23 protein-coding genes are annotated in these 21,978 nt (G+C 65.0%); 17 read left to right on the forward strand and 6 right to left on the reverse strand.

Annotated features, from left to right (window positions below):
* Positions 1 to 137 precede the first annotated feature (137 nt).
* From ACZ5MJ_RS31470 to ACZ5MJ_RS31485, 4 genes are all read left to right on the forward strand, one after another.
* Positions 138 to 659 carry a dethiobiotin synthetase gene (locus ACZ5MJ_RS31470; protein ID WP_464224994.1) on the forward strand — a complete coding sequence of 174 codons (522 nt, stop codon included), beginning with the start codon at positions 138 to 140 and terminating at the stop codon, positions 657 to 659.
* Between the two features lie 153 nt (positions 660 to 812).
* Positions 813 to 1,436, forward strand: a complete 624-nt coding sequence (locus ACZ5MJ_RS31475; protein ID WP_464226658.1) for an RNA polymerase sigma factor — start codon at positions 813 to 815, stop codon at positions 1,434 to 1,436.
* Positions 1,426 to 2,103 (forward strand): anti-sigma factor family protein, encoded by a 678-nt coding sequence (locus tag ACZ5MJ_RS31480; RefSeq protein ID WP_464224995.1) that lies wholly within the window; start codon positions 1,426 to 1,428, stop codon positions 2,101 to 2,103. The genes ACZ5MJ_RS31475 and ACZ5MJ_RS31480 overlap by 11 nt, the downstream gene beginning before the upstream one ends.
* A gap of 128 nt (positions 2,104 to 2,231) precedes the next feature.
* The gene (locus tag ACZ5MJ_RS31485; RefSeq protein ID WP_464224996.1) at positions 2,232 to 2,459 is read left to right on the forward strand and encodes a hypothetical protein; all 228 of its coding nucleotides are present in this window, start codon (positions 2,232 to 2,234) and stop codon (positions 2,457 to 2,459) included.
* A gap of 142 nt (positions 2,460 to 2,601) precedes the next feature.
* Here the strand turns inward: ACZ5MJ_RS31485 and ACZ5MJ_RS31490 are convergent, their stop codons facing one another.
* Positions 2,602 to 3,054 carry a PA2169 family four-helix-bundle protein gene (locus ACZ5MJ_RS31490; RefSeq protein ID WP_464224997.1) on the reverse strand — a complete coding sequence of 151 codons (453 nt, stop codon included), beginning with the start codon at positions 3,052 to 3,054 and terminating at the stop codon, positions 2,602 to 2,604.
* 315 nt (positions 3,055 to 3,369) lie between these two features.
* Positions 3,370 to 3,798: an ACT domain-containing protein gene (locus ACZ5MJ_RS31495; protein WP_464224998.1), complete on the reverse strand. Its 429-nt coding sequence runs from the start codon at positions 3,796 to 3,798 to the stop codon at positions 3,370 to 3,372.
* 206 nt (positions 3,799 to 4,004) lie between these two features.
* Here ACZ5MJ_RS31495 and acs point away from each other — a divergent pair, with 206 nt between their 5' ends.
* Positions 4,005 to 6,062 carry an acetate--CoA ligase gene (acs, locus tag ACZ5MJ_RS31500; protein ID WP_464224999.1) on the forward strand — a complete coding sequence of 686 codons (2,058 nt, stop codon included), beginning with the start codon at positions 4,005 to 4,007 and terminating at the stop codon, positions 6,060 to 6,062.
* Positions 6,063 to 6,248: 186 nt separating this feature from the next.
* Here acs and ACZ5MJ_RS31505 read toward each other — a convergent pair whose 3' ends face one another.
* Positions 6,249 to 8,978: a UPF0182 family membrane protein gene (locus ACZ5MJ_RS31505; RefSeq protein WP_464225000.1), complete on the reverse strand. Its 2,730-nt coding sequence runs from the start codon at positions 8,976 to 8,978 to the stop codon at positions 6,249 to 6,251.
* Between the two features lie 441 nt (positions 8,979 to 9,419).
* Here ACZ5MJ_RS31505 and ACZ5MJ_RS31510 point away from each other — a divergent pair, with 441 nt between their 5' ends.
* From ACZ5MJ_RS31510 to ACZ5MJ_RS31540, 7 genes are all read left to right on the forward strand, one after another.
* Positions 9,420 to 10,355 carry a dioxygenase family protein gene (locus ACZ5MJ_RS31510; protein ID WP_464225001.1) on the forward strand — a complete coding sequence of 312 codons (936 nt, stop codon included), beginning with the start codon at positions 9,420 to 9,422 and terminating at the stop codon, positions 10,353 to 10,355.
* 42 nt (positions 10,356 to 10,397) lie between these two features.
* Entirely contained in the window at positions 10,398 to 11,147 is a 750-nt protein-coding gene (locus ACZ5MJ_RS31515; protein WP_464225002.1) for an SDR family NAD(P)-dependent oxidoreductase, read from the forward strand.
* Between the two features lie 69 nt (positions 11,148 to 11,216).
* Positions 11,217 to 12,101 (forward strand): beta-keto acid cleavage family enzyme, encoded by an 885-nt coding sequence (locus ACZ5MJ_RS31520; RefSeq protein WP_464225003.1) that lies wholly within the window; start codon positions 11,217 to 11,219, stop codon positions 12,099 to 12,101.
* 41 nt (positions 12,102 to 12,142) lie between these two features.
* Entirely contained in the window at positions 12,143 to 13,120 is a 978-nt protein-coding gene (locus ACZ5MJ_RS31525) for a quinone oxidoreductase family protein (RefSeq protein ID WP_464225004.1), read from the forward strand.
* Complete coding sequence (locus ACZ5MJ_RS31530) at positions 13,117 to 13,458, forward strand: cupin domain-containing protein (RefSeq protein WP_464225006.1); 342 nt, start codon at positions 13,117 to 13,119, stop codon at positions 13,456 to 13,458. Before ACZ5MJ_RS31525 ends, ACZ5MJ_RS31530 begins: the two co-directional genes overlap by 4 nt.
* Before the next feature lie 75 nt (positions 13,459 to 13,533).
* A complete protein-coding gene (locus ACZ5MJ_RS31535; RefSeq protein ID WP_464225007.1) occupies positions 13,534 to 14,517 on the forward strand; it encodes a tripartite tricarboxylate transporter substrate binding protein in 984 nt (327 codons plus the stop codon).
* 129 nt (positions 14,518 to 14,646) lie between these two features.
* On the forward strand, positions 14,647 to 15,681 hold the full coding sequence (locus ACZ5MJ_RS31540; protein WP_464225008.1) for a LacI family DNA-binding transcriptional regulator: 1,035 nt from the start codon (positions 14,647 to 14,649) through the stop codon (positions 15,679 to 15,681).
* Between the two features lie 29 nt (positions 15,682 to 15,710).
* Here the strand turns inward: ACZ5MJ_RS31540 and ACZ5MJ_RS31545 are convergent, their stop codons facing one another.
* Positions 15,711 to 16,076 carry a nuclear transport factor 2 family protein gene (locus ACZ5MJ_RS31545; RefSeq protein WP_464225009.1) on the reverse strand — a complete coding sequence of 122 codons (366 nt, stop codon included), beginning with the start codon at positions 16,074 to 16,076 and terminating at the stop codon, positions 15,711 to 15,713.
* 51 nt (positions 16,077 to 16,127) lie between these two features.
* Positions 16,128 to 16,577 carry a DoxX family protein gene (locus ACZ5MJ_RS31550; protein ID WP_464225010.1) on the reverse strand — a complete coding sequence of 150 codons (450 nt, stop codon included), beginning with the start codon at positions 16,575 to 16,577 and terminating at the stop codon, positions 16,128 to 16,130.
* Positions 16,578 to 16,698: 121 nt separating this feature from the next.
* Between ACZ5MJ_RS31550 and ACZ5MJ_RS31555 the strand changes: the two genes are divergently transcribed.
* From ACZ5MJ_RS31555 to ACZ5MJ_RS31570, 4 genes are all read left to right on the forward strand, one after another.
* Entirely contained in the window at positions 16,699 to 17,664 is a 966-nt protein-coding gene (locus ACZ5MJ_RS31555; protein WP_464226660.1) for a substrate binding domain-containing protein, read from the forward strand.
* A gap of 141 nt (positions 17,665 to 17,805) precedes the next feature.
* The gene (locus tag ACZ5MJ_RS31560; protein WP_464225011.1) at positions 17,806 to 18,744 is read left to right on the forward strand and encodes a S1C family serine protease; all 939 of its coding nucleotides are present in this window, start codon (positions 17,806 to 17,808) and stop codon (positions 18,742 to 18,744) included.
* A 19-nt stretch (positions 18,745 to 18,763) separates the two neighbouring features.
* Positions 18,764 to 19,438, forward strand: a complete 675-nt coding sequence (locus tag ACZ5MJ_RS31565) for a LuxR C-terminal-related transcriptional regulator (protein ID WP_464225012.1) — start codon at positions 18,764 to 18,766, stop codon at positions 19,436 to 19,438.
* A 135-nt stretch (positions 19,439 to 19,573) separates the two neighbouring features.
* Positions 19,574 to 20,596 carry an SGNH/GDSL hydrolase family protein gene (locus tag ACZ5MJ_RS31570; protein ID WP_464225013.1) on the forward strand — a complete coding sequence of 341 codons (1,023 nt, stop codon included), beginning with the start codon at positions 19,574 to 19,576 and terminating at the stop codon, positions 20,594 to 20,596.
* 134 nt (positions 20,597 to 20,730) lie between these two features.
* Here ACZ5MJ_RS31570 and ACZ5MJ_RS31575 read toward each other — a convergent pair whose 3' ends face one another.
* On the reverse strand, positions 20,731 to 21,360 hold the full coding sequence (locus ACZ5MJ_RS31575; protein ID WP_464225014.1) for a TetR/AcrR family transcriptional regulator: 630 nt from the start codon (positions 21,358 to 21,360) through the stop codon (positions 20,731 to 20,733).
* 212 nt (positions 21,361 to 21,572) lie between these two features.
* On the opposite strand from ACZ5MJ_RS31575, the gene ACZ5MJ_RS31580 reads away from it, so the two are divergent.
* On the forward strand, positions 21,573 to 21,974 hold the full coding sequence (locus ACZ5MJ_RS31580; protein WP_464225015.1) for a nuclear transport factor 2 family protein: 402 nt from the start codon (positions 21,573 to 21,575) through the stop codon (positions 21,972 to 21,974).
* Positions 21,975 to 21,978 lie beyond the last annotated feature (4 nt).

Genomic DNA, 21,978 nt, shown 5'->3' on the forward strand with positions numbered 1-21,978 from the left:
GTTGCAGTTATACAGGTGCCTGCATGCAGCGGCCAACGCCCGGCGCAGGATTGCCATGAACCCATTGCGGGCATTTCAGTGCCTGGTGCCTGCTCCCGGCTGGCAGCTCTCCCCATCATTTCCGACGGAGATCCATCATGATTCCCCAGCTTTCGATAAAGCCCGCCCGGCTGCCATCCCCACGCCTTGCAAGCCGCCTCCTCATGCTGGCGACCGTTGCGCTGGCCGCTGCTTGCGCGAGCCCGGCATGGCAATCCGTGCCACCCGGTGCCAGCGAGGCAGAGCTTCAGGCCCGGCTGGGCGCGCCGCGCGAGATCTATCAGCTTCCGGATGGCTCCAGTCGCTGGCTCTATCCCGCGCCGGGCGAGACCAGATGGGCCGCCGACATCGGTCCCGACGGACGGGTCGTCGGCGTGCGGCAGGTGCTGAGCGCGGAGGAGTTTGGCCAGGCCAGGATCGGCGAATGGACCACGCGCGATGTCCTCACCCGCTTCGGCAAGCCTGCCGAGATAAGCCGCTTTCCGCGCATGCACCGCGAGGTCTGGGGCTACCGGTTCGCACAAGATGGCCTGGAATTGGCGACGATGAATTTCTACTTTGATCCTGCTGGCGTCCTGCGCCTTACCCAGGTGATCCCGGATTTCCTGACGGACTCCTAGCGTCATGGGCTCATCCTGGCACTGTACCCCACCGTCCGCACTTCGCCTGGCGTGGCGACTCCATTCCCGGAACGACCTCCGAAAAAAGTCGAGGCGCCGGGAATAAACCGTGGTGTCAGGCGGTTCTACATGGGCCTGGGACAGGAGAGCACCGTGATCGCAACCGACAAGTCGAGCCGCTTCGCGGAAGTGGCGTTGCCGCATCTGGACGCGGCCTACAACCTGGCGCGCTGGCTGAGCGGCAGTGCGAGCGATGCGGACGATATCGTGCAGGAGGCCTACTTGCGTGCATTCCGGTTCTTTGAAGGCTTTCACGGCGACAATGCGCGCGCATGGCTGCTGGCCATCGTCAGGAACACATGGTTCACCGAATGGCGCAGGCGGTCCGATGCCGCCGATGGCACGCCGTACGACGAAACGCTGCATGGCGACGAGCGATTACCGGGCTGGGTCGACGATATCGGCAGCAATCCCGAAACGCTGGCCGTGCGCCACGACGAGGTGGAACTGGTCCACCGCGCACTCGAACGGTTGCCGGTCGTCTATCGCGAAACGCTTGTCCTGCGCGAGCTCGAAGACATGAGCTATCGGGATATTGCCGAGGTTGCCGACATTCCGATCGGCACCGTGATGTCGCGGCTGGCGCGCGCCCGCCAGCTGCTCTGCACGGCGGTGCGCGCCGAGCAGGCGCGGGTGCACGGGGGCAATGCTGGCAATGGCGGCATCGCGCTCCGCCCGGTGCGCGCTCAATCGACGGGAGCGAATCATGAAGGATGATGCGATGGAAACCTCGCTGCACAGCATGCTGCACGACGGATCGCTCTATCACCGCGCGCCGGCGCATCTGACGGCGCGCGTGCTGGCCGCACTGCCGCGCCAAGCGCAGCCCCGCAAGGCCCGCTTCACCTGGCCGACGCTTTTCTCTGGCGGCGCGCTGGCGTGGGCAGGCGGTGGTCTTGCCGGGGTGGCGGCCTCGGCGCTGGTGTTCGGCGCGCTGATCCTGGTGCGCCCGCCGCAGACCGAGGCACTGGGGCAGGCCATTGTATCGAGCCACGTGCGCGCGCTGTTGTCACAGCACCCGATCGATGTGGTATCGACCGACCAGCACACAGTCAAACCGTGGTTCAACGGCCGGCTCGACTATGCGCCGCCGGTCACCGACCTTGCGGCGCAGGGCTTTCCGCTGGCAGGCGGCCGGCTGGACTATATCGACCGCCGCACCGTTGGCGTACTGATCTACCACTACCAGAAGCATCCGATCGATCTGTACGTCCTGCCGGCAACGAACGGTGCCTCGGCACCGGCAAGCTATTCCACCGACGGATACGCAGTTGCCCGCTGGTACCAGGACGGCATGAACTTCTGGGCCATCACCGATGCGGAGCCCGCGCACCTGCATGCCTTTGTGCAAGCGCTCCGGGCCACGCCAAACGAGCAGGAATAATCCGCGCGCCGCCGGCGTCTTACAGGTGCATGGCGCGCTGGACCAGGCGTCGTGCAGCACCAAGGCACAGCGCCGTAGCGACACGCTCTGTGCCTCGGGCCCTGGACTTACCGCATCTGGAGATTGACATGAAAATCCTGATTCCGCTGGCTGCTGCCGCGCTGGCGTCGTTCGCCGCCCAATCCTATGCCTTCGCCGGCCGCGCCGACAGTACCTGCGCCGACTGCAGTACCCACGTCGCCGGGCCTCGTGATCCGTTCACGGACGGCGCAAAGACAGGCAAATTCGATGTCTTCACGGACGGCGAGAAGGTCACGGCTCCCCGCGATCCGTTCACCGATGGCTCTCACGCCTGAAAGGCTACGCTTGTGCGGACGCCGCACGGCAACCGGTGCCATGGGTTGCCGTGCGGCGTGCTGAACGGTCGCGTTCTGTCACAACATGGCGGGGGAGCATGCAAGACTGCCCCCTCTGGCGCGCAAGCTTGCGGCCACGTCCTCAGTGAATCTGCATACCGCGCATGGCATGAATCCGGCCATGATGCTGCGTCAACGCCTCATACTGTCGTTGCAGCGCTGCGCTGGCCTCGGGTGGCAGCGGCTTCATCATGACGGACTGATACTCACGCCTGGCGGCATCTTCCTCGTGCTCGCACATTCCCAGCACTGTGTCGTCGTTGTTCGGCGACAGCATGTGGCGGAACGCCATCCAGCCGCGGAACAGCCTGCCATTCATGCTACCCCGGTCAGCCGGTGCGCCACCCATGGCACTGACCAGCGATTGCAATTCCTTCACCGACGCCCGGCAGGAATCCGCGGTGCTGGTCAGAATGTCGCGAATCTGCGTATCGTGCACTTCGCTGGCACCGCTCATGCAGGCCAGTTCGCTGTCCTTGCCAGCCTCGATCAACTGGTTCAGCGCGATGACGGTTTGTTGCTGATTGTCGCCCATGGAATTCTCCTGACATGCATGCCGGCGATGCGCGGTCTGGGCGCAAATCGCCGGGTTCGCCAAAGGAGGAACCGCCACGGCGCAACCGGGTGTGCGGAGGGCGTCGGGGACGCCATCAACATGCCTCAGGCGGTTCGCGCCGGGCCCCATGCCTGCTCGTTCAGAGGCAAGGCGTGATTCCATGATAGGAGATGGCGGGGCCCCGGCGCGAAGGCGTCGCATGCAGAAGGGCTCGCTGCGGGCGTGATCTGCGAGTCCCGCCGGGCGAGATTGCCACCGGCTTGTGATTGCCTGTGTTGCGCCCCGCGGCAAGCTTCAACCCTTGCCCAGAATCGCCACTGCCTTGTTCGCATCGTCGCGCGAGTCCACCGACACGTACGCGACAAACTGTACCCCGATGACGGAGGCAGAGAATCCGCGCAGGTTGATTCCGCCTTCCGCAAGCTTGCGGGTCAGCTCCGCCACGATGCCGGGGCGGTCCCCGCCCATGATACGCACCGAATGCAGGCTGTGCGTAACATTGAAGCCGACCTGGGCAGCTGCACGGATTTCCCTGTCATTCTGCAGCGGTGTCACGAACACGACACCCTTGCCGGGATCCTCCGGCGTGCGGCGCGCAATCGCGAATTGCAGGTCCGCACCGGCATCACGCAAGGTCTCCAGCACCTCCGCGAGGCCGCCGGGCCGGTCCGGTATGGTTGCCGCCCACACGTCCACGCATTCCACGAGAAGATCGTTGGTCATTGCTCATTCTCCAATGCCCCCCACTACGAATCTAGCGTATGGCGGGCGGCAGGCAAGCCCTGGGCTCGGCGGACAGCGGCAGGCCGATTTCCTGGCAACTCCCCGTGCCCGGACTTAATATGGACTAGTCGTTTCAGGCGGCTATCGCAGGATAGTGGCACCGACACTACCTGGATAGATGCCATGGAAAGTGAAGGGGAATCGTCATGTCTGAAGGCAAATCGCCACGCCATGCTGCACAGCAGGAATTGGTCGATGTGTCCGAGGCCGAAATCGCGGTGCATTGGCCCGAGGAGGACTATGTCCCGCCGGCCGGCCAGTTCATTGCGCAGGCCAATCTGACCGATCCGCGCATTTTCGATCGCTTCTCCCTCGACCGTTTCCCGGAGTGTTTCAAGGAGTTTGCAGACCTGCTGGACTGGGACAAATACTGGGAAACGACCTTGGATACCAGCACCCCGCCTTTCTGGCGCTGGTTCGTCGGCGGCAGGATCAACGCCTGCCACAATTGCGTGGATCGCCACCTCGCAGCGCATAGGAACAAGACCGCGATTCATTTCGTGCCCGAGCCGGAACATGAGGCGGTGCATCACCTCACCTATCAGGAACTCTTTGTTCGCGTCAATGAGCTGGCCGCCCTGCTGCGCGAGTTCTGCGGCCTGCAGGCCGGCGACCGCGTCACGCTGCATATGCCCATGGTGGCCGAACTGCCCATCACCATGCTCGCGTGCGCGCGCATCGGCGTGATTCATTCCCAGGTATTCAGCGGCTTCAGCGGCAAGGCCTGCGCCGAGCGCATCGCGGACTCTGAGAGCCGGCTGCTGATCACCATGGACGCCTATTACCGCGGCGGTGAATTGCTCGATCACAAGGAAAAGGCCGACATCGCCGTGGCAGAGGCCGCCAGCGCCGGTCAGCAGGTCGAGAAGGTTCTGATCTGGCAGCGCTACCCGGGCAAGTATTCCAGTGCCGCCAAACTGGTATCGGGCCGCGATGTCATCATCAATGACGTGCTCGCCGGGTTCCGCGGCAGGCGTGTCGAGCCAGAGTCGATGCCGGCGGAGGCACCGCTGTTCCTGATGTACACGAGCGGCACCACGGGCCGGCCCAAGGGCTGCCAGCATTCCACCGGCGGCTACTTGTCCTACGTGGCGTGGACCTCGAAGTACATCCAGGATATCCACCCCGAGGACGTCTACTGGTGCATGGCCGATATTGGCTGGATCACCGGGCATTCCTACATCGTCTATGGCCCGCTCTCGCTCGCCGCCTCGTCTGTCGTCTACGAAGGCTTGCCGACCTGGCCCGACGCCGGCCGACCCTGGCGTATTGCGGAAAGCCTTGGCGTCAATATCTTCCACACCTCGCCCACCGCAATCCGCGCGCTGCGGCGCAACGGGCCCGACGAACCGGCGAAGTACAACTGCCATTTCAAGCACATGACCACAGTGGGCGAGCCGATCGAGCCCGAAGTCTGGAAGTGGTACCACCGTGAAGTCGGCAAGGGCGAGGCGGTCATCGTGGACACCTGGTGGCAAACCGAGAATGGGGGCTTCCTCTGCAGCACGCTGCCGGGCATCCACCTGATGAAGCCCGGCAGCACTGGCCCGGGGATTCCGGGCATTCATCCGGTGATCTTTGACGAGGCAGGCAAGGAGGTCGCGGCTGGCTCGGGCAAGGCGGGCAACATCTGCATCCGCAATCCCTGGCCGGGCATATTCCAAACCGTCTGGAAGGATCCGGACCGCTATGTGCGCCAGTACTATGCGCGCTATTGCAAGAATCCGGACAGCAAGGACTGGCGCGACTGGCCGTACATGGCGGGCGATGGCGCAATGCAGGCCGCGGACGGCTACTTTCGCATCCTGGGCCGCATCGACGACGTGATCAACGTTTCCGGCCATCGCCTCGGCACCAAGGAGATCGAATCGGCCGCACTGCTGGTGCCAGACGTCGCCGAGGCGGCGGTGGTGCCGGTGGCCGACGAGGTCAAGGGCAAGGTTCCTGATCTCTATGTGTCGCTCAAGCCGGGACTGTCGCCTTCCACCAAGATCGCGAACAAGGTCGCGGCCTCGGTGGTGTCCCAGATCGGCGCCATTGCGCGTCCGCATCGGGTCGTGATCGTTCCCGACATGCCCAAGACACGCTCGGGCAAGATCATGCGCCGCGTGCTGGCGGCAATCTCCAACCACCAGGATCCTGGCGACGTGTCCACGCTTGCCAATCCGGAGGTCGTCGAGAAGATCAGGGAACTGGCGACATAGGACGGCTGCGGCGGTCAATGTCCGACTGCATTGTCAGGTTGCCGGCACGGCTATCGGCAAACACCTGCCCTGGCGTTCGCAGGCTCGTTGTTTGTCCAGGATGAGGCGTAGATGCGGGCCATTGAGGGCCTTGGCCCGATGCATCTCCTCCGGCGAGTCGCGTCAGCCGAGCCTTGAACCGGCCGCTTACTTCCGCTCGTCGGTACCGCTGGCCCCGAGTGCCTCAAGCAGCGGCCGCAAGGCATCGAGTTCCGCGCCGAAGCCGCTCCAGTCCCCCGCCTTCAAGTGCTCGATGGCGCGGTCATAGTGCGCGAGCGCCTCGCGCGCGCGGGCGTTCGCTGCGCCCTGCGCCGGAATCGCCTCCGGCGCGGATTCCTTGAAGAGGGCTGCAAGCGCTGCGCCCAGGGTGTCTTCCATGACCACGCGATCGCCATAGGCGGCGATCACCCGCTTGAGTTCGGGCAACTGGCCGGACTCCGCGCGCAGGTAGAGCGGGGAAACATAGAGGATTGAGTGCTCGATGGGCACGACCTGGAGATGGCCGCGGATGACGCGCGAGCCCATCTGGTTCCACAGGGAAATCTGCTGCGAGATCTCGGTATTCTGCTGGATGCGCGCCTCGATCTGGAACGGCCCGTAGACCAGCTTTTCCTTGGGGAAGGTGTAGGCCACGAGCTTGCCGTAATTGGGGGGATCGGAGCGCGCCGCCAGCCAGGCAATCATGTTCTCGCGCTGACTGGGCACCATCGGCAGCATGAGGATGAACTCGGCGCGCGGCTCCCCCGGCAGCCGCAGGATCATGTAGTAGGGCATCATCCGCCCGGCGGGCATGTTCGCTGCGTTCATGCCCGACACCTGGCGCGGAAACTCCCAGAGATCCTCGCGGTTATAGAAGACTTCTGCCGCTTCCATGTGGTAGGCGCGGTAGATCTGCGCCTGGATCAGGAACAGGTCTTCAGGGTAGCGGATATGCCGCTGCAAGTCCTGCGGCATGGTGCTCAGCGGCCTGAACATGCGCGGGAAAATGCGCTGGTACACCTGCAGGACCGGATCGGCCGGGTCGCTGATGTAGAAGTCGACCGTACCGTGGTACGCATCGATCACGACCTTGACGGCGTTGCGGATGTAGTTGTCGCCGTCGCCGGCGCCGGCCTGCGAATAAGGGAACCAGCGGCTGGTGGTGTAGGCGTCCTGGATCCAGTAGATGCGCCCGTCGCTGACGACAGCATAGGGGTCACGGTCGAGCATGAGGAACGGGGCAATCGTGTGCACGCGGTCCCGGATATTGCGATGGAGCAGGATGCGGCTTTCCTGCGTGATGTAGCCGCTCAGCAGGATATTGGGATCGTCGAACTGCCAGGCGAACAGGGTACGGCGCGCCATGCCGCCGATCTCGATGCCGTCGCGCCCGCGGTAAGCCGTATAGGCATTGTCGGTGCCCTTGGGGTAGTCGAACTCGGGCATGCTGCCTTTGACGATGACATAGCCCTTGCCGCCTTCGCCGAAGTAGAGACGCGGCTCCTGGATGACCGGGCCGCCGTTGGAGAGCGGGGGAATATCATGCAGATAGAGCGTGGGCAGGCCTTCGGCGGATTTCTCGGTGACCGGCGACATCACGACGCCATTGCCATGCGTGAACAGGAGATGCAGATTCACCCAGGTCTGGGCATTGGCCGGAATCAGCGCTGGCTCCAGTTCGCGCGCCGACAGCATGACTTGCTGGTAGCCTGCGTCGAGCCGGTAGCGGTCGATGTCCGTCGCGAGGAACTTGTAATAGGTCCGGATCTCCTGCAACTGCGCGTAGGTATCGCGCAGCGGCTGCAGGTCCCACAGGCGGATGTTGTCGATGGTCGGGCGATTGGCCTGGAGCGAGGCGAGATTCAGGCTCTGTTCGACGGGAAACGGTTTGGCCTCGATCTGCGTCACGCCATAGGCCTCGCGCGTCAGCGCAATATTGTGTTCGAGATACGGCGTCTCCAGTTGCAGCTCGTTCGGCTTGACATAGAAACGCTGGAACAGTGCCGGATAGATCGTGCCGAGCAGGAATGCGCTGCCGACCACCAGGAGTGCCGCGGCCGCAGGTACCCGATAGTCCCGCCAGCGCATATTGGCCCAGCAAGCGGCGGCCGCCGCGGCAGCCAGGCCGAATTGCAGCCACAGGACCGGCAGCCCGACATGGACGTCGGTATAGCTCGCGCCGACCACGACGCCGTTGTCGCCATAGAGCAGGATGAAGCGGTCGAGCCAGTAGGACCACGCCTGCAGCGCGAAGAACAGGCCGAGCAATGCCGAACCATGGGTAGCTGCCGCCGGTGAAAGCCCGCGCGGCGACTGGATCAGCGCGATGTCACCGCGCAGCCCGTAGACCGCCCCGGCAGCCACGGCGCTGCAGCACAGCAGCAGGAGCAGCCAGTTCCTGAGTGCCAGATACGCCGGCAGCGAGAAGAAGTAGAAACCGATGTCCTTGCCGAAGATCGGGTCGGTCTTGCCGAATGCCACCTGATTGATGTAGCGCAGCGCAATGTCCCAGCTCGACAGTTCACCGACGGCGATGAGCAGCCCCACGAGGGCGGCAGCGCCGGCAATGGCAGCGCGCCAGGGGAGGTGCGTCGCCATCTCGCCGACCACTTCGCCCAGAACCTCCGGCATGCGGGCCTGCGCTGGCCTCGCGCAGCGGTGCGCCAGCCAGCCCGATAGCCAGAGCGCGCCCGCCGAAACCGCGAATACGGCAAGGAACAGCAGCACCTGGGTGGAGAATATCGTGCGAAAGACCCCGGCGTAGCCAACCGAGCCGAACCACAGCCAGTCAACAATGAGGCCGGTGACACGCCCGGCGACGATCAGCGCGACGATGACGGCCGCGACCCAGGTCGCAAGGCGTCTCAGGCGCATGGTATCCCTCGCTCGCGAGCGCATCGATCATGCTCCTTTGCCACACCGTCGTCAGTGAGCCGCCTTGAACCGCTTTGATCTGCCCTGAACCGGCCACGCTGGCCGGCTGCAAGCGCGACTGAGCGGGCTGCCCGTGTCTGCGCGACAGCTGCCGCGCAGCCATGCGTGAGTCGGGGTCAAAACGTGCAGCCAGAATCATTGTAGGCGAGACCATCGGGAGGCAGTGCGCGCTGCGCCACGGCGGGGCGACGCATGTGGAGCGTCGGACATTTCCTGCGACGCGAACGCGTGGCATGACACCTGTCGGGGCGACCTGGGGTTTCTCCCTATCCGCACCCATATCTGATTGTTTCCATTAGGATTTTGGCCCTCGCATAGCCCCTGGTGGCATGGTGCTCGTCAATTTCGTCCTTGACCGATCCGCTTGGCGGTCGATAATGCAAACGTTTGCAAAGGAGACGAAAGATGAAAACTTCCATCGAGCGGCAGGTGCCACAAGGCGAGAGCCTGGCGCTGATCGAGGATGAACACTCGGTGACCGGCGTGGTCCAGGCGGCCATGGCCAATACCACCAATCCCCGCCTGCACTTCGTCATGGACGCCCTGGTGCGGCACCTTCATGGCTTCCTGACCGAGGTGCGCTTGTCGGACGAGGAGTTCGAGCTTGCCCTGGGGTATATCGCCAGTCTCGGCCATGCCACCAACGCCAGGCACAACGAGGTTGTCCTGGCTGCCGACGTGCTGGGGCTGTCGACCCTGGTGACGGCGATGAACAACGGCACCCGGGAAGGGCGCACGCCCGGCGCGCTGCTCGGCCCGTTCTATCGCGCCAACGCGCCGCGCTACGCCTGCGGCGATTGCGTCGTGCAGGACGACGCGCCCGGCTTGCCGCTGTTTGTCAGCGGCACTGTGCGGGGGACCGATGGCAAGCCGCTGCCTGGCGCGCTGGTCGAGATCTGGCAGGCGTCGCCCGTGGGCCTGTACGACAACCAGGACCCCACGCAGCCCGACCGCAACCTGCGCGGCTGCTTCCATGCGGATGAGAGCGGCAACTATCACTTCCGCACCGTGCGTCCCGCCGGCTACCCGGTGCCGACCGACGGCCCCGTGGGCACGCTGCTGGCCGCGCAGAAGCGTCATCCGTACCGGCCGGCGCACATCCATTTCATTGTCGCGGCGCCGGGTTACCGCACGCTCGTCACGCAGGTATTCGCCGATGAGCCGGAGCCGCTGGCGTCCGATGTCACGTTCGGCGTGCACCGGCAACTGGTTGGCGATCTGCGCCTGCATGAGCACGGCCTCAGCCCCTGGGGCGAGGTGCCGGCACCGTTCTACACGCTGGCGTTCGATTTCACGCTGGAGCCCGGCGAGCAGGCCTTCCCGAAGCCGCCGATCGACTGAAAGCAGGGTCGGATTCCATTCACGCATTCCTACACAGAAACCATGAGCACAACTTCCCTTTCCGGCAAGGTTGCCGTCATCCTGGGTGGCACCGGCGGTATCGGCGTTGCGGCCGGTGCTACGCTGGCTCAGCTTGGCGCCAGCGTCGTGCTGACCGGGCGCGATGCGGACAAGGCAGCCAGTGCCGCCGCGACCTTGCCCGCCGGCAACCACCTTGGCGCCGTGGCCGAAATCTCTGACAGTGCCTCGCTGCGCGCGCTGGCCGACGAGGTCAGCCACCACTACGGCCGTGTCGACATCCTGGTGAACACCGCAGGCTTTACGCGGGCGGTCCCGCATGCCGACCTCGACGCGCTCGACGATGCCCTGATCGACGAACTGTTTGCCGTGAACTGGCGCGGCCAGTTCGCCGCCATCCGCGCCTTTGCGCCGCACCTGCGCGCCACGGGCGACGGGCTGGTGGTCAATGTCGGCTCCATCGCCGGACGCACGGGGCAGGGCAGCAACGTGGCGTACTGCGCGGCCAAGGCAGGGCTCGATGTCATGGCGATGTCCCTCGGGCGCGCGCTGGCACCGCATATCCGGGTGCTCAACGTGTCGCCCGGCGTGGTCGACACCGGCTTTGTACCCGGCCGCGACAGTGACTTCAACGAACGCGCCGCGAAGACGACGCCGCTGAAGCGCATCGGCCAGGCGCAGGACGTGGCGGATGCCATCGCCGCCTGTGCCACCTCGCTGCGCTTTGCCACCGGCACCACCATCGTCGTCGATGGCGGCCGGCAGCTCGGCTAGTCGCCAGGACAGGCCGGATCAGAGCGTTTCCCACGCATCCCATATCGCTTTCACTATCGGCTTTCGCTCATGCACGCACGCAAGACCATCATCACCTGCGCAGTGACCGGCAATATCGTCACGCCCGAACAGCACCCCGGCCTGCCGGTCACGCCGGCCCAGATCGCCGACGCGGCACTCGAAGCCGCCGAGGCCGGTGCCGCCGCCGCCCATATCCATGTGCGCGATCCGGAAACGGGCCGCCCGTCGATGTCGCTCGACTACTACGCCGACGTCATGGACCGCATCCGCAAGCGCAACCGCTCGCTGATCATCAACCTCACCACCGGCCCCGGCGGCCGCTTCGTGCCGAGCGAGGACGAGCCGCGGCTGGCCGCGCCGGGCACCACGCTGCTGCACCCGGCGAAGCGCGTCGAGCATATCGCCGCGCTGCGCCCCGACGTCTGCTCGCTCGACCTGAACACGATGAACTCCGGCGCCGACGTGGTCATCAACACGCCCGCCAACGTGCGCAAGATGGCCGGCGTGATCCGCGCCGCCGGCGTCATGCCCGAGCTGGAGATCTTCGATTCCGGCGACCTCAACATGGCGCTCGACTTCATCCGCGAAGGCGTGCTGGACGGCCCCGGCCTGTGGACCTTCGTGCTGGGCGTGAAGTACGGCTTTGCGCCCACGCCGGAAACCATCTTCTACGCCCGCAACATGCTGCCTGCCGGCGCCCACTGGTCGGCATTCGGCATTGGCCGCGCGGAGTTCCCGATCGTTGCCCAGGCCTGGCTCGCGGGCGGACACGTGCGCGTCGGCATGGAAGACAACATTTACCTGGAGAAGGGCGTGCTGGCGCCAAGCAACGCGGCGCTGGTCGCCAAGGCGCGCGACATCGTCAGGTCGCTCGGCGGCGAGATTGCCTCGTCGGCCGAGGCCCGGAGCACGCTCGGCCTGCGCGAAGCCTGATTCCCCCAATACAGAACCAAGCATTTCAGGAAGAAACCATCATGAACACCATTCGAGTCAGCGAAAAAGCCGCCAATATCGATGCCCTGCAGCTTGAGCTGCTCGGCGTGCCGCGCCCGGAAGCGGCGCAGGGCCAGGTCATCGTCGAAGTGGCCAGTGCCGGGGTGAACCCGAGCGACGTGAAGGCAACGCTCGGCCTGATGCCGCATGCGGTGTGGCCGCGTACGCCAGGACGCGACTACGCCGGCCTGGTGGTCGACGGTCCGTCCGAGCTGCTGGGCCAGCAGGTCTGGGGCAGCGGCGGCGAGCTCGGCATCCGCCGCGACGGCACGCATGGCAAGTACCTGCGCATCCAGGCCAGCGCGGTGCGCGCCAAGCCGGTGTCGGTGTCGCTGCTGGAAGCCGGCGCCGTGGGTGTGCCGTTCATCACCGCCTATGAGGGGCTGCGCCGCGCGGGTATGCCGCGGGCTGGCAGCACCGTGCTGGTGTGCGGCGGCAACGGCAAGGTGGGGCAGGCAACGATCCAGATCGCCACGGCGCTCGGCGCCCGCGTCTTTGCCGTGGAGCGCACTGCGGATGCCTATCGCGGCCATGCCAGCGGCGAGGTACGCATGATCGATGCCAGCAGCGAATCTATCGCCGCCGTGGTGCGCGAAGAGACCGGTGGACACGGTGCGGACATCGTCTACAACACGGTGGGGAGCCCCTACTTCGAACAGGCCAACCAGGCCATGGCGATCGGCGCGGCGCAGATCTTTATCTCGACCATCGAGAAGCCGGTGCCGTTCGACATCTTCGCCTTCTATCGTGGCCAGCACACCTATGTGGGCGTCGACACCCTGGCGCTGGACAGCAACGCCTGCGCGGTCATCCTTGACCAGCTCGCACCGATGTTTGCCTCGGGCGCGCTGCGGCCGTTCCCGGTCCTGTCCGACTACACCTATTCGCTCTCCGACGCCAAGGAGGCCTACCGGGCGGTGCTGCAGGGCGCGACCGAACGCGTGGTGCTCAAGCCATGAACACGACCCGGTTCGCACAGGCGCCGGCCTACTTTCCGGCCAGTCATGAGGGCATGCACTGCCTGCGCCTGCAAGGGCATGAAGCGGGACCGTCCGAAGCCTTGTGGATGGGCGTCTCGGTGCTGCTGCCGGGCGGCCATACGACGATGGATGCCTCGCCGGTGGAAAAACACTATGTGGTGCTGGAAGGCGAAGTCTGCATCAGCACACCGGATGAATCCGTGATGCTCGGCCAGTTCGACTCGGTGCGGCTTGCGCCGGGTGAGGCGCGGCAGGTATCGAACCCGCGCAACCGGCCGGCGATGCTGCTGCTGGCAATGCCGTACCCAAAGTCGTGATTTTTTTAACGAGATCTGCAAACGTTTGCTAAACGTGCCCGCGGGCGCTCCGTATTCCCGAGTGAGGAGACACAGATGATTCGATCCATTCAAGCCAGCGTGCTGGCCCTGGCGTCATCGTTGCTGCTGGCGGCGGCACCCGCCGCCAGCGCCCAACCGCAATACCCCAGCAAGCCGATCCGGCTGGTGGTGCCATTTTCGGCAGGCAGCGCCACCGACATCCTGGCGCGCATCATCGGCAGCAAGATGGGCGAGGGCGGCACCTATCAGGTGATCGTCGACAACCGGCCTGGCGCCGGCGGCACCCTGGGCGCCACCGGCGTGGCCAAGGCGGCGCCGGACGGCTACACGCTGATCCTGGTTTCGGTCGGCCATGCGATCAACGCCACGCTGTACCCCAGGCTCTCTTATGACACGGTGAAGGACTTTGCCCCGGTCTCGCTGGTGGCAACCGTGCCCAATGTGCTGGTGGTCAACACTGCCAGCAAGTACAAGTCGGTGCGGGACGTGGTCGCGGCTGCCAAGGCCACTCCGGGCGCGCTGAACTTCGACTCGGCGGGATCGGGCAGCTCCACGCACCTCAGCGGCGAGCTGTTCAAGATGCAGGCCGGCATCGACATCGTCCATATCCCGTACAAGGGCACGGGTGAGGCGCTCACCGACGTCATGGCCGGCCGCGGCGACATGATGTTCGCGCCCACCGTCTCGGCCATGCCCTTCGTCAAGCAGGGCAAGCTGCGGGCGCTGGCGGTCACCACGGCAAAGCGCGCCGGCACGCTGCCGGATATCCCCACCGTGGCGGAGTCCGGCCTGCCTGGCTACGCTTTCGATTCCTGGTTTGGGGTGCTGGCGCCGGCGGGCACGCCCAAGCCCATCGTCGACGCGCTCAATGCCGAGATCGGCAAGGCACTGGCCGCGCCCGATGTGCGCGAGCGGCTGGCGGCGCAGGGTGCGGAACCCAGGCGCTCGTCGCCGCAGGAGTTCGCCACCTATATCCAGGCGGAGATCGGCAAGCTGGCCCCGGTGGTCCGGCAATCCGGCGTGAAGGGTGGCCAGTAGGGTGGCCGGCAGGGCGGCCAGCAGCCGTGACACGGGCGGCGGCCGCGCAGCACGGGAGGTGCCGGGCAGCGCTGGCTTAAAATACCGACTATTCCAATCCTCCGGGCTGCCGCCCCGCCACCTGCCGCCATGCCCGAGCGCAAGCGCCTCACCCTGAAAGACCTGGCTGCCGAGATCGACGTGCATTACTCGACGGTCTCGCGCGTCATGAACCCGGCCACGCGGCATCTGGTCGCGGACGAGGTCGCGGCACGCATCCTGCAACTTGCCGAGCTGCGTGGCTTCCGCCCCAACCGCATCGCGGCGGGGCTGCGCACGCAGCGCTCCGGGCTGGTGGGCGTAGTGCTGCCGGATATCGCCAACCCGGTGTTCCCGCCCATCCTGGCCGGGATTGAATCCGTGCTGGCGCAGCAGGGCTATGTGCCGATCGTGGTCAACGCGGGTACCGACAAGAGCCGCCAGCGCTTTATCATCGACCAGATGATCGGGCGCCAGGTGGAAGGGCTGGTGCTTGCCACCGCAGAGCGGGAGGACCCGGTGCTCGACTACTGCCTCAAGCAGAATATCCCCGTGGTCACGGTCAACCGGGGGGAAGAGACCAGACGGGTTTCCTGCGTGGTGAGCGACAACCTGCTGGCGATGCGCCTGACGGTCGACCACCTCGTGGCGCTGGGCCACCGCCGCATCGGACATATCGCCGGACCGGCCTCGCTGTCCACCGGCTTCCTGCGGCGCGAGGGTTTCACCCAGGCGGTCAGGCGCCACCGCCTGCGGCGCAGTGACTGGCAGGTGCTGGAAGCCGCCAGCTACTCGCGCGAAGCGGGCAGGCTGGCTTGCGAGCAACTCTTCGCGGCGTTCCCGGAAATGACGGCGATTGCCGCCGGCAACGACCTGGTGGCGATGGGATGCTACGACTTCATGCGCGAACGCGGGGTGCGTTGCCCCGATGACGTCTCGGTGGTGGGCCACAACGACATGCCCTTCGCCGACGCGCTGACGCCGCCGCTGACCACGGTGCGGATTGCCGTGCACGAAATGGGCGAGGAGGCTGCCCGCCTCCTGCTCAGGAAGATCGACAAACCCGCATCCGATGCCGTCACCGTGCAACTGACGCCGCAGCTGATCGTGCGGGGCTCCACGGCAGCGCCGCGCTCGACCGCCTGAGGTCGGCGCAGCGCGGCGCCATTGCATCGTTATGTGGGCGTGCTATCGAGGAAGACGTAGAGCGCTGCGATCTTCCCGTCACGAACGATGATCACATCCCAGCCCGTATACTCGGGTGCTTCGCCGCGCGGGCCAGAACCCCAGGCCAGGCGGCCGGCGTTGTGGAGAGCCTGGGGCTCGCCGTGCGGCGTGTAGGCGAAGTGCGGGTGCGTCGCGCGAAGATCGCCTGCAAATTTGTCGATCGCGTCGCGCCCGACGAGTACGCCCGTGGGCACATAGAGCACGCTGTCCTCGGTATAGAGCGCCTCGATGGCTGCGCGACGACGCGTTGCGTCGCCTTCACCGAAGACCTCCTGGAGGTTGCGATAAAGCAGTTCGTGGATACGGTCATTCATAACACACTCCTGAATCAATGATTGTGGATCTTCGCGGTCCAAGCCGGTATGTCAGGACCGGCGGCCATCAAGGCTGACACGGCCGCCGCCGAAGGCAATCACGTGCAGCAGGCCGCCGGCCATGGCGATGTTCTTGAAGAAATGGATGAACTGGTTCTGGTCGCCGAGCTGGTTGTGAAAGAACACGGCCGTCGCAAGCGTGAACACGAAGAGAACACCCGCGACGATCCGCGTGCGGTAGCCAAGCAGAAGCGTGATGCCGCCGACAACCTCAATCAGCGTGGCGATACCGAACGCAACCGGCGCCAACGGCAATCCGACTGACTGGATGTAGCCGATCGTCATCGCCGGTGCGCCGAGCTTCGACAGCCCGGACAGGATGAAGATGGTGCTCAGCATCACGCGGCCCAAGGCCGGGACAATGGTGGTGACGGGGCTGCTGACAGCACCGGAAGTGGCCGAGGGGGTGATCTCGACTGTTGCGTGGGTCTGGTTGCTCATGGCGTGTCCTTTGCGGTTGATCGTCGATGGCGACGTTGGCGTTATGCCGTGAGACAAATCTATGACGGTGTGCTATTTTTCGAAATAGAAATGAATGCAAACCATCGTTGCAGGAATGTCGATGTCGAGGCTGCCGGATTTCGAAGGGCTCGCGATGTTCGCGAAGGTCGCGGAAGAAGGTTCGTTCGCTGCGGCGGCAGCGGCCATGGGGGTCTCGGTCGCGACCGTTTCCCGGGCCGTTACCCGCCTTGAAGAGCGGCTTGGAGGCCGGCTGTTCAACCGTACCTCCCGTCGACTTGCACTCACTGACTATGGCCACACGCTGGCCGAGCGCGCCGCCAGAATCTACGCGGAGGCCGAGGAGGCAGAGGATTTCGCACGCGAGACCTCAAGCCGGCCGCGTGGCCTCGTCAAGCTCGCGGCGCCACTGTCCTTCGGTACCCGCTGGGTGGCTCCGTTGTTGCCCGAATTCTTTCGGGCCTATCCGGATATTTCCGTCGATCTTTATCTCACCGACGCGCAGACTGACCTGATCGGCGATGGCTTTGACGCCGCCCTGCGCATCGCCATCATGGAGGACTCGTCACTCGTCGCACGCCTGATCGCACCCGTGCGTCGATTTGTCGTGGCGTCTCCTGCCTACCTGTCTCGCCATGGCTGTCCCCAGCACCCGCGTGATCTTGGCGCCCACCAGTGTCTGACCTACGCCAACAGGAGTCAGCGCGACGTCTGGCGCTTTACCCACGATGGTGGCGAGGAATGCACCGTCACACCGACCGGGCCGTTGCGAGGCACGAGCATTGAAGCATTACTGCCGACGGTCCTCGCCGGACTTGCCGTCACCGAGCTTCCTGAGTTTGTCGCGACGCAATATTTCCGGGACCAGCAACTCGAACCCGTTTTGACCGATTGGCGCTTGCCTGAAGGTGGCTTGTACTTCGTCACGCCCACTGCCCGGGCACGGCCCGCGAAGGTGAGCGCCCTGGCCGATTTCTTCATCTCCAGACTCACTGCGGCGCAGTGGAGCGCAGAGACGCTGCTGGACTGGGGAGCATCTGGTCCGCCGAATCAGCGCCACCGACTTTAGCGCCGGCTACCCATAAGGGTGGTGCGCGGCTGTCGCGCGCCTGTCATTGTGAATCCACGCGTCGCCGCTTGCCCGCCTGGCATCCGCGGGCGTGCGGGGCGCGAAGCATCGATTCACGTAGCCAATGGCAGGAGTCATCACATGGAAACCCCCAGCTCCAGCGGAAATCCCTTGCAGGATCTTTCCGCCAACCTCGCCGCCATCGCCGAGCGCGTCGGCGAGAGTGTCGTCGCGGTGCACGGGCGGCATCGCCTTCCCTCCAGTGGCGTCATCTGGCAACCCGGCGTAGTCGTCACGGCGGCGCATACTGTCAGGCATGACGACGGCATTGAAGTCGTCCTGGTCGATGGCCGTGTCGTGGCGGCCGTCCTGGCGGGACGGGACCCTGGCACCGACCTGGCCGTACTGAGGCTCGATGCCGTGGCGCTGAACCCGGTCGACACCGGTGATGCGAGCTCCCTCAAGGCAGGCCATCTGGTGCTCGCGGTGGCACGGGTGGACCGGCTTGGCACCAGCGCGGATTTTGGCGTCGTCGGCACCGCCGGCGGTCCATGGCGCAGCTGGCGAGGCGGGCAGTTCGATGCCTTCGTGCGGCTGGACGGCGGCCTGCGCCCCGGTTTCTCGGGTGCGGCCCTGGCGGACATGCAGGGGCGGGTCATGGGCCTGTGCACATCGGCGCTCGTGCCTGGCGCAGGCGTTCTGATTCCGGCAGCGACCGTGACGCGAGTGAGCGGCGAACTGCTGAGCAAGGGACGTGTCTCGCACGGCTACCTTGGCGTGGGCACGCAGCCGGTGAACCTGTCGGAGAGCTGGATGACGAAGCTGAATCTGACATCCGGGCGCGGGCTGCTGGTGGTTTCGCTTGCGGCAGGCGGGCCGGCGGAGCAAGCCGGGGTACTGATCGGGGATGTGCTGATCGAACTGGATGGCAAGCCGTGCAGCGACATGGATGACGTGCATGCCGCACTTGGTGGCGACCGTATCGGACAGCTGTTGAAGATCGGGCTGATCCGGGGCGGCGAGCGCAGCGAGTGCTCGGTCACGGTGGGCGAACGCCAGCAACGGAATTCGTGCCACTGAGATTCTTGCAAGCCGCCGCATGTGGGATGCCGAGATAAAACAGATGAGCCCGGTCAGGGTCGCAGTCGTTGCCGCGTCGCCGCAAACGCGCGCAGGCCTGCAGGCGCTTGTCGAGGCGGCGCCGACGCTCGATTTCGCCGGCAGCGCGGCCGACGCCGCGGTGATCGCCGAACCCTTTGCCGGTGAACTGCCGGATGTGGTCCTGGTCGACCTGGAGCCGCAGGCCGGCGACTTGCCGGCGCCGGGGGCGAACCGCGATCCTGCAACGCCGGCGCTGGTTCTGCTCACAGACGAGGCGGACAGTGCCTGGATCCGTGAGGCATTGGCAGGCACAGGCGGCGCCACGGCGTTGCTGCCGCGCAGCGCGACGCCCGACGAAATCATCGCCGCGATCGAAGCCGTGGCGGCGGGCCTTTACGTGCTGTCTCCGGAGGTCCTTGCCAGGCTGCTGGCGGAGCGCAAGGGGCCTCGCGAGGTGGCATCCGCGGCGCTTGTCGAAATGCTCACGCCACGCGAGATTGAAGTGCTGACCATGCTCGCCGAAGGGCTTGGCAACAAGGAGATCGCGCGCCAGCTCGACCTGTCGGAAAACACGGTGAAGTTCCACCTCTCGTCCATTTTCGGCAAGCTCGGCGCAAGCAGCCGCACCGAGGCCGTCATGCAAGGCATGCGGCACGGCCTCATCATGGTGTAGTCGGAAATCAGGCCGGCTGCTGACTGAGAGACGCCATGGCAAGGCGAAGGCAGCGCGTCCTATGCTTAGTCAACGCAAGTAGGATGAGCCCGCCATGTGAGCGCAACTGCCCAGCCGGCCGGCGAGGGAGGAACCATGCAAGGATTCAATGACAAGATTCGCGCAGCAATGCTTGCCGTGGCGCTTTCATTGCTTGCCGCATGCGGTGGGGATGGCGGGGAGGCGAGTCACGACAGCGGCGTGGCTACCCCGCCAGGTGGCATTCATCTTCAGGTTGTCTCGTTCGGCGACAGCCTGTCCGACGTCGGGACCTATGCGCCGATCGCGAGCGCGGTGGGCGGCGGACGTTTCACGACCAACCCGGGGCAAGTGTGGACTCAGGATGTCGCGCAATACTACGGCGATACGCTGAACGCGGCGTTTACCATCGACTTCACGCATGGCCTGACTGCGCAAGGCGGACTCGGCTATGCGGAGGGCGGCGCCACGGTGGCGACCCCGGCAAACATGAACGACTTTCTCACCGACGTGATCGGCAATATCGAAATGCCCGTCAGCCAGCAGGTTTCGAGCTACCTGTCCGCGCATGGCAGCTTCGGTTCCAACCAACTGGTGCTGGTCTGGGCTGGTTCCAACGACGTGCTTCGCGCCGGGGCACTTCCGGCCGCGGCGCAGACGGTGCAGACGGCGGCAACCATCCTCGCTCAGCTGGTCGGGCAGATCGTCCAGCATGGCGCCACGCATGTTGTGTTGATCAATGTGCCGAATGTCGGCCTATCGCCCAAAGGCGTCAGCTCGGCCGACGGCGGGGCAAACCTGTCCCAGTTATCGCAAATCTTCAACGACAGACTGAACACTGCCTTGCCGGCCAATGCGCCGCAAGGCAGCGTCATCCAGGTCGATTCTTATACATGGGTGACTCAGATTGTCGCGAACTTTCAGGCCAATGGCTTCGCCGTGTCAAACACCAGCGTCGCCTGCGACCCGGCGAAAACCCCGCATGCGACGGCATTGCTGTGCTCGCCGGCTACCTACGTGACGGCCAATGCCGATCAGACATACATGTTTGCCGACAACCTTCATCCGACGACACGTATGCATGCGCTCTTCGCCCAGTTCGTGGAGCAGCAGATCGCCAGGAGCGGTCTTGGTCACTGAGCCTGCGGGCGGACCAGGATCGTCCCTGGTCTTTATGGTGAATGCGCTGAAGTTCCGAGAAAGGGCATCACTGCTACTTGCCAGGTATCGGGATGGCGAGTCTTCCGCCGCAATCCGCTCGGGACATGCTCCGATTACCGCTTGTCCTCTGCCTCTTCCAGTGCGAATTCCTTCAGAAGCGACAGCCGGCTGGCGCCAAGTATTTCCTCCCCAAGCCGGGGGTTGGCGCTGGCTACCGCGCGCGCGAGCATGATCGCCCCTACCATCTCGTTGTAGAACGCGATTGCCTCCCGGCGCGCTTGCTGGCTGTCCATGCCTTCGGCGTGCTGCTCTGCGACGAGCGCCGTCAGGATTTCAATCATCTCCTGCAAGCCCCGGGCAAAGCGCGCTTGCGCCTCGTGGCCTAGCCGGCGCACGTCCGCGGTAAGGCCGGCTACCGCGCATCCCTGCTCGATATCGCCGCAATGCGTGCCGGACAGGTAATAGTCGATCTGTCGCCGCAAACGGCTGCCGCCTGGCGCAATTGGCGCTGCAATGGCTTCCTGCAGATCGTGGTTGGCTTTGTCCATCGCAGTCGCCACGACTTCGGCCGCCAGCGCCTCCTTCGATTCGAAGTGGTTGTAGAAGCCGCCCTGGGTAAAGCCGGCAGCCTTCATCAGCGCGCTCAGGCCGACTCCATCGATTCCGTGCTCGCGGAACAGCTTCTCCGAAGCCGCAATGATGGCTTTGCGGTTCTCGGCCGCCTGCTGCTTTGAAACGCCCATCGCTCAGTGCTCCTTTGTGCGGTTGTCACCCCAAGTATAGACGGCCTGACAAGGACAATGGTGATCGACCTTGACTTTTCCTGCGCGATCGCGAAAACTCAATGTCAATCACCATCGTGTTTGGGTGAACGAAGACCACAGGGGCCCACATGTACATCGAACGTCACCAGGCCTTGCTCAAGCCAACCACGCCAACCCCAAGGAGCATCCACTTGACCACCACCACCGAAGCCGCCAATAAGGCGCTTGTGCTTGAAGCATTCGACACGCTCTTCAATCAACGCAACTACGCCGCCGCCGAACGATTCTGGTCGCCCGGCTACATCCAGCACAGCGCGCATATCGAGCCGGGCCGCGACGGCCTGTTCAACCTCATCAAGGCCCTGCCGCCGACCTTGCGGTATGAGCCCGGCGTGATCGTGGCGGATGGCGACTACGTGATCATCCACGGACGCTTCTCCGGCCATGGCCGCCCCGCGGCCTGGATTGCCGCCGACATCCTGCGGATTGCCGATGGCGTGTTCGCCGAGCATTGGGACGTGCTGCAGGACGAGGCCACCGCGGCCGAGTCGAAAAGCGGCCTGCCCATGTTCGGGAACAGCTTTCCGCGCTGATTCC

It is taken from the genome of Cupriavidus sp. LA-1 (assembly GCF_055385985.1).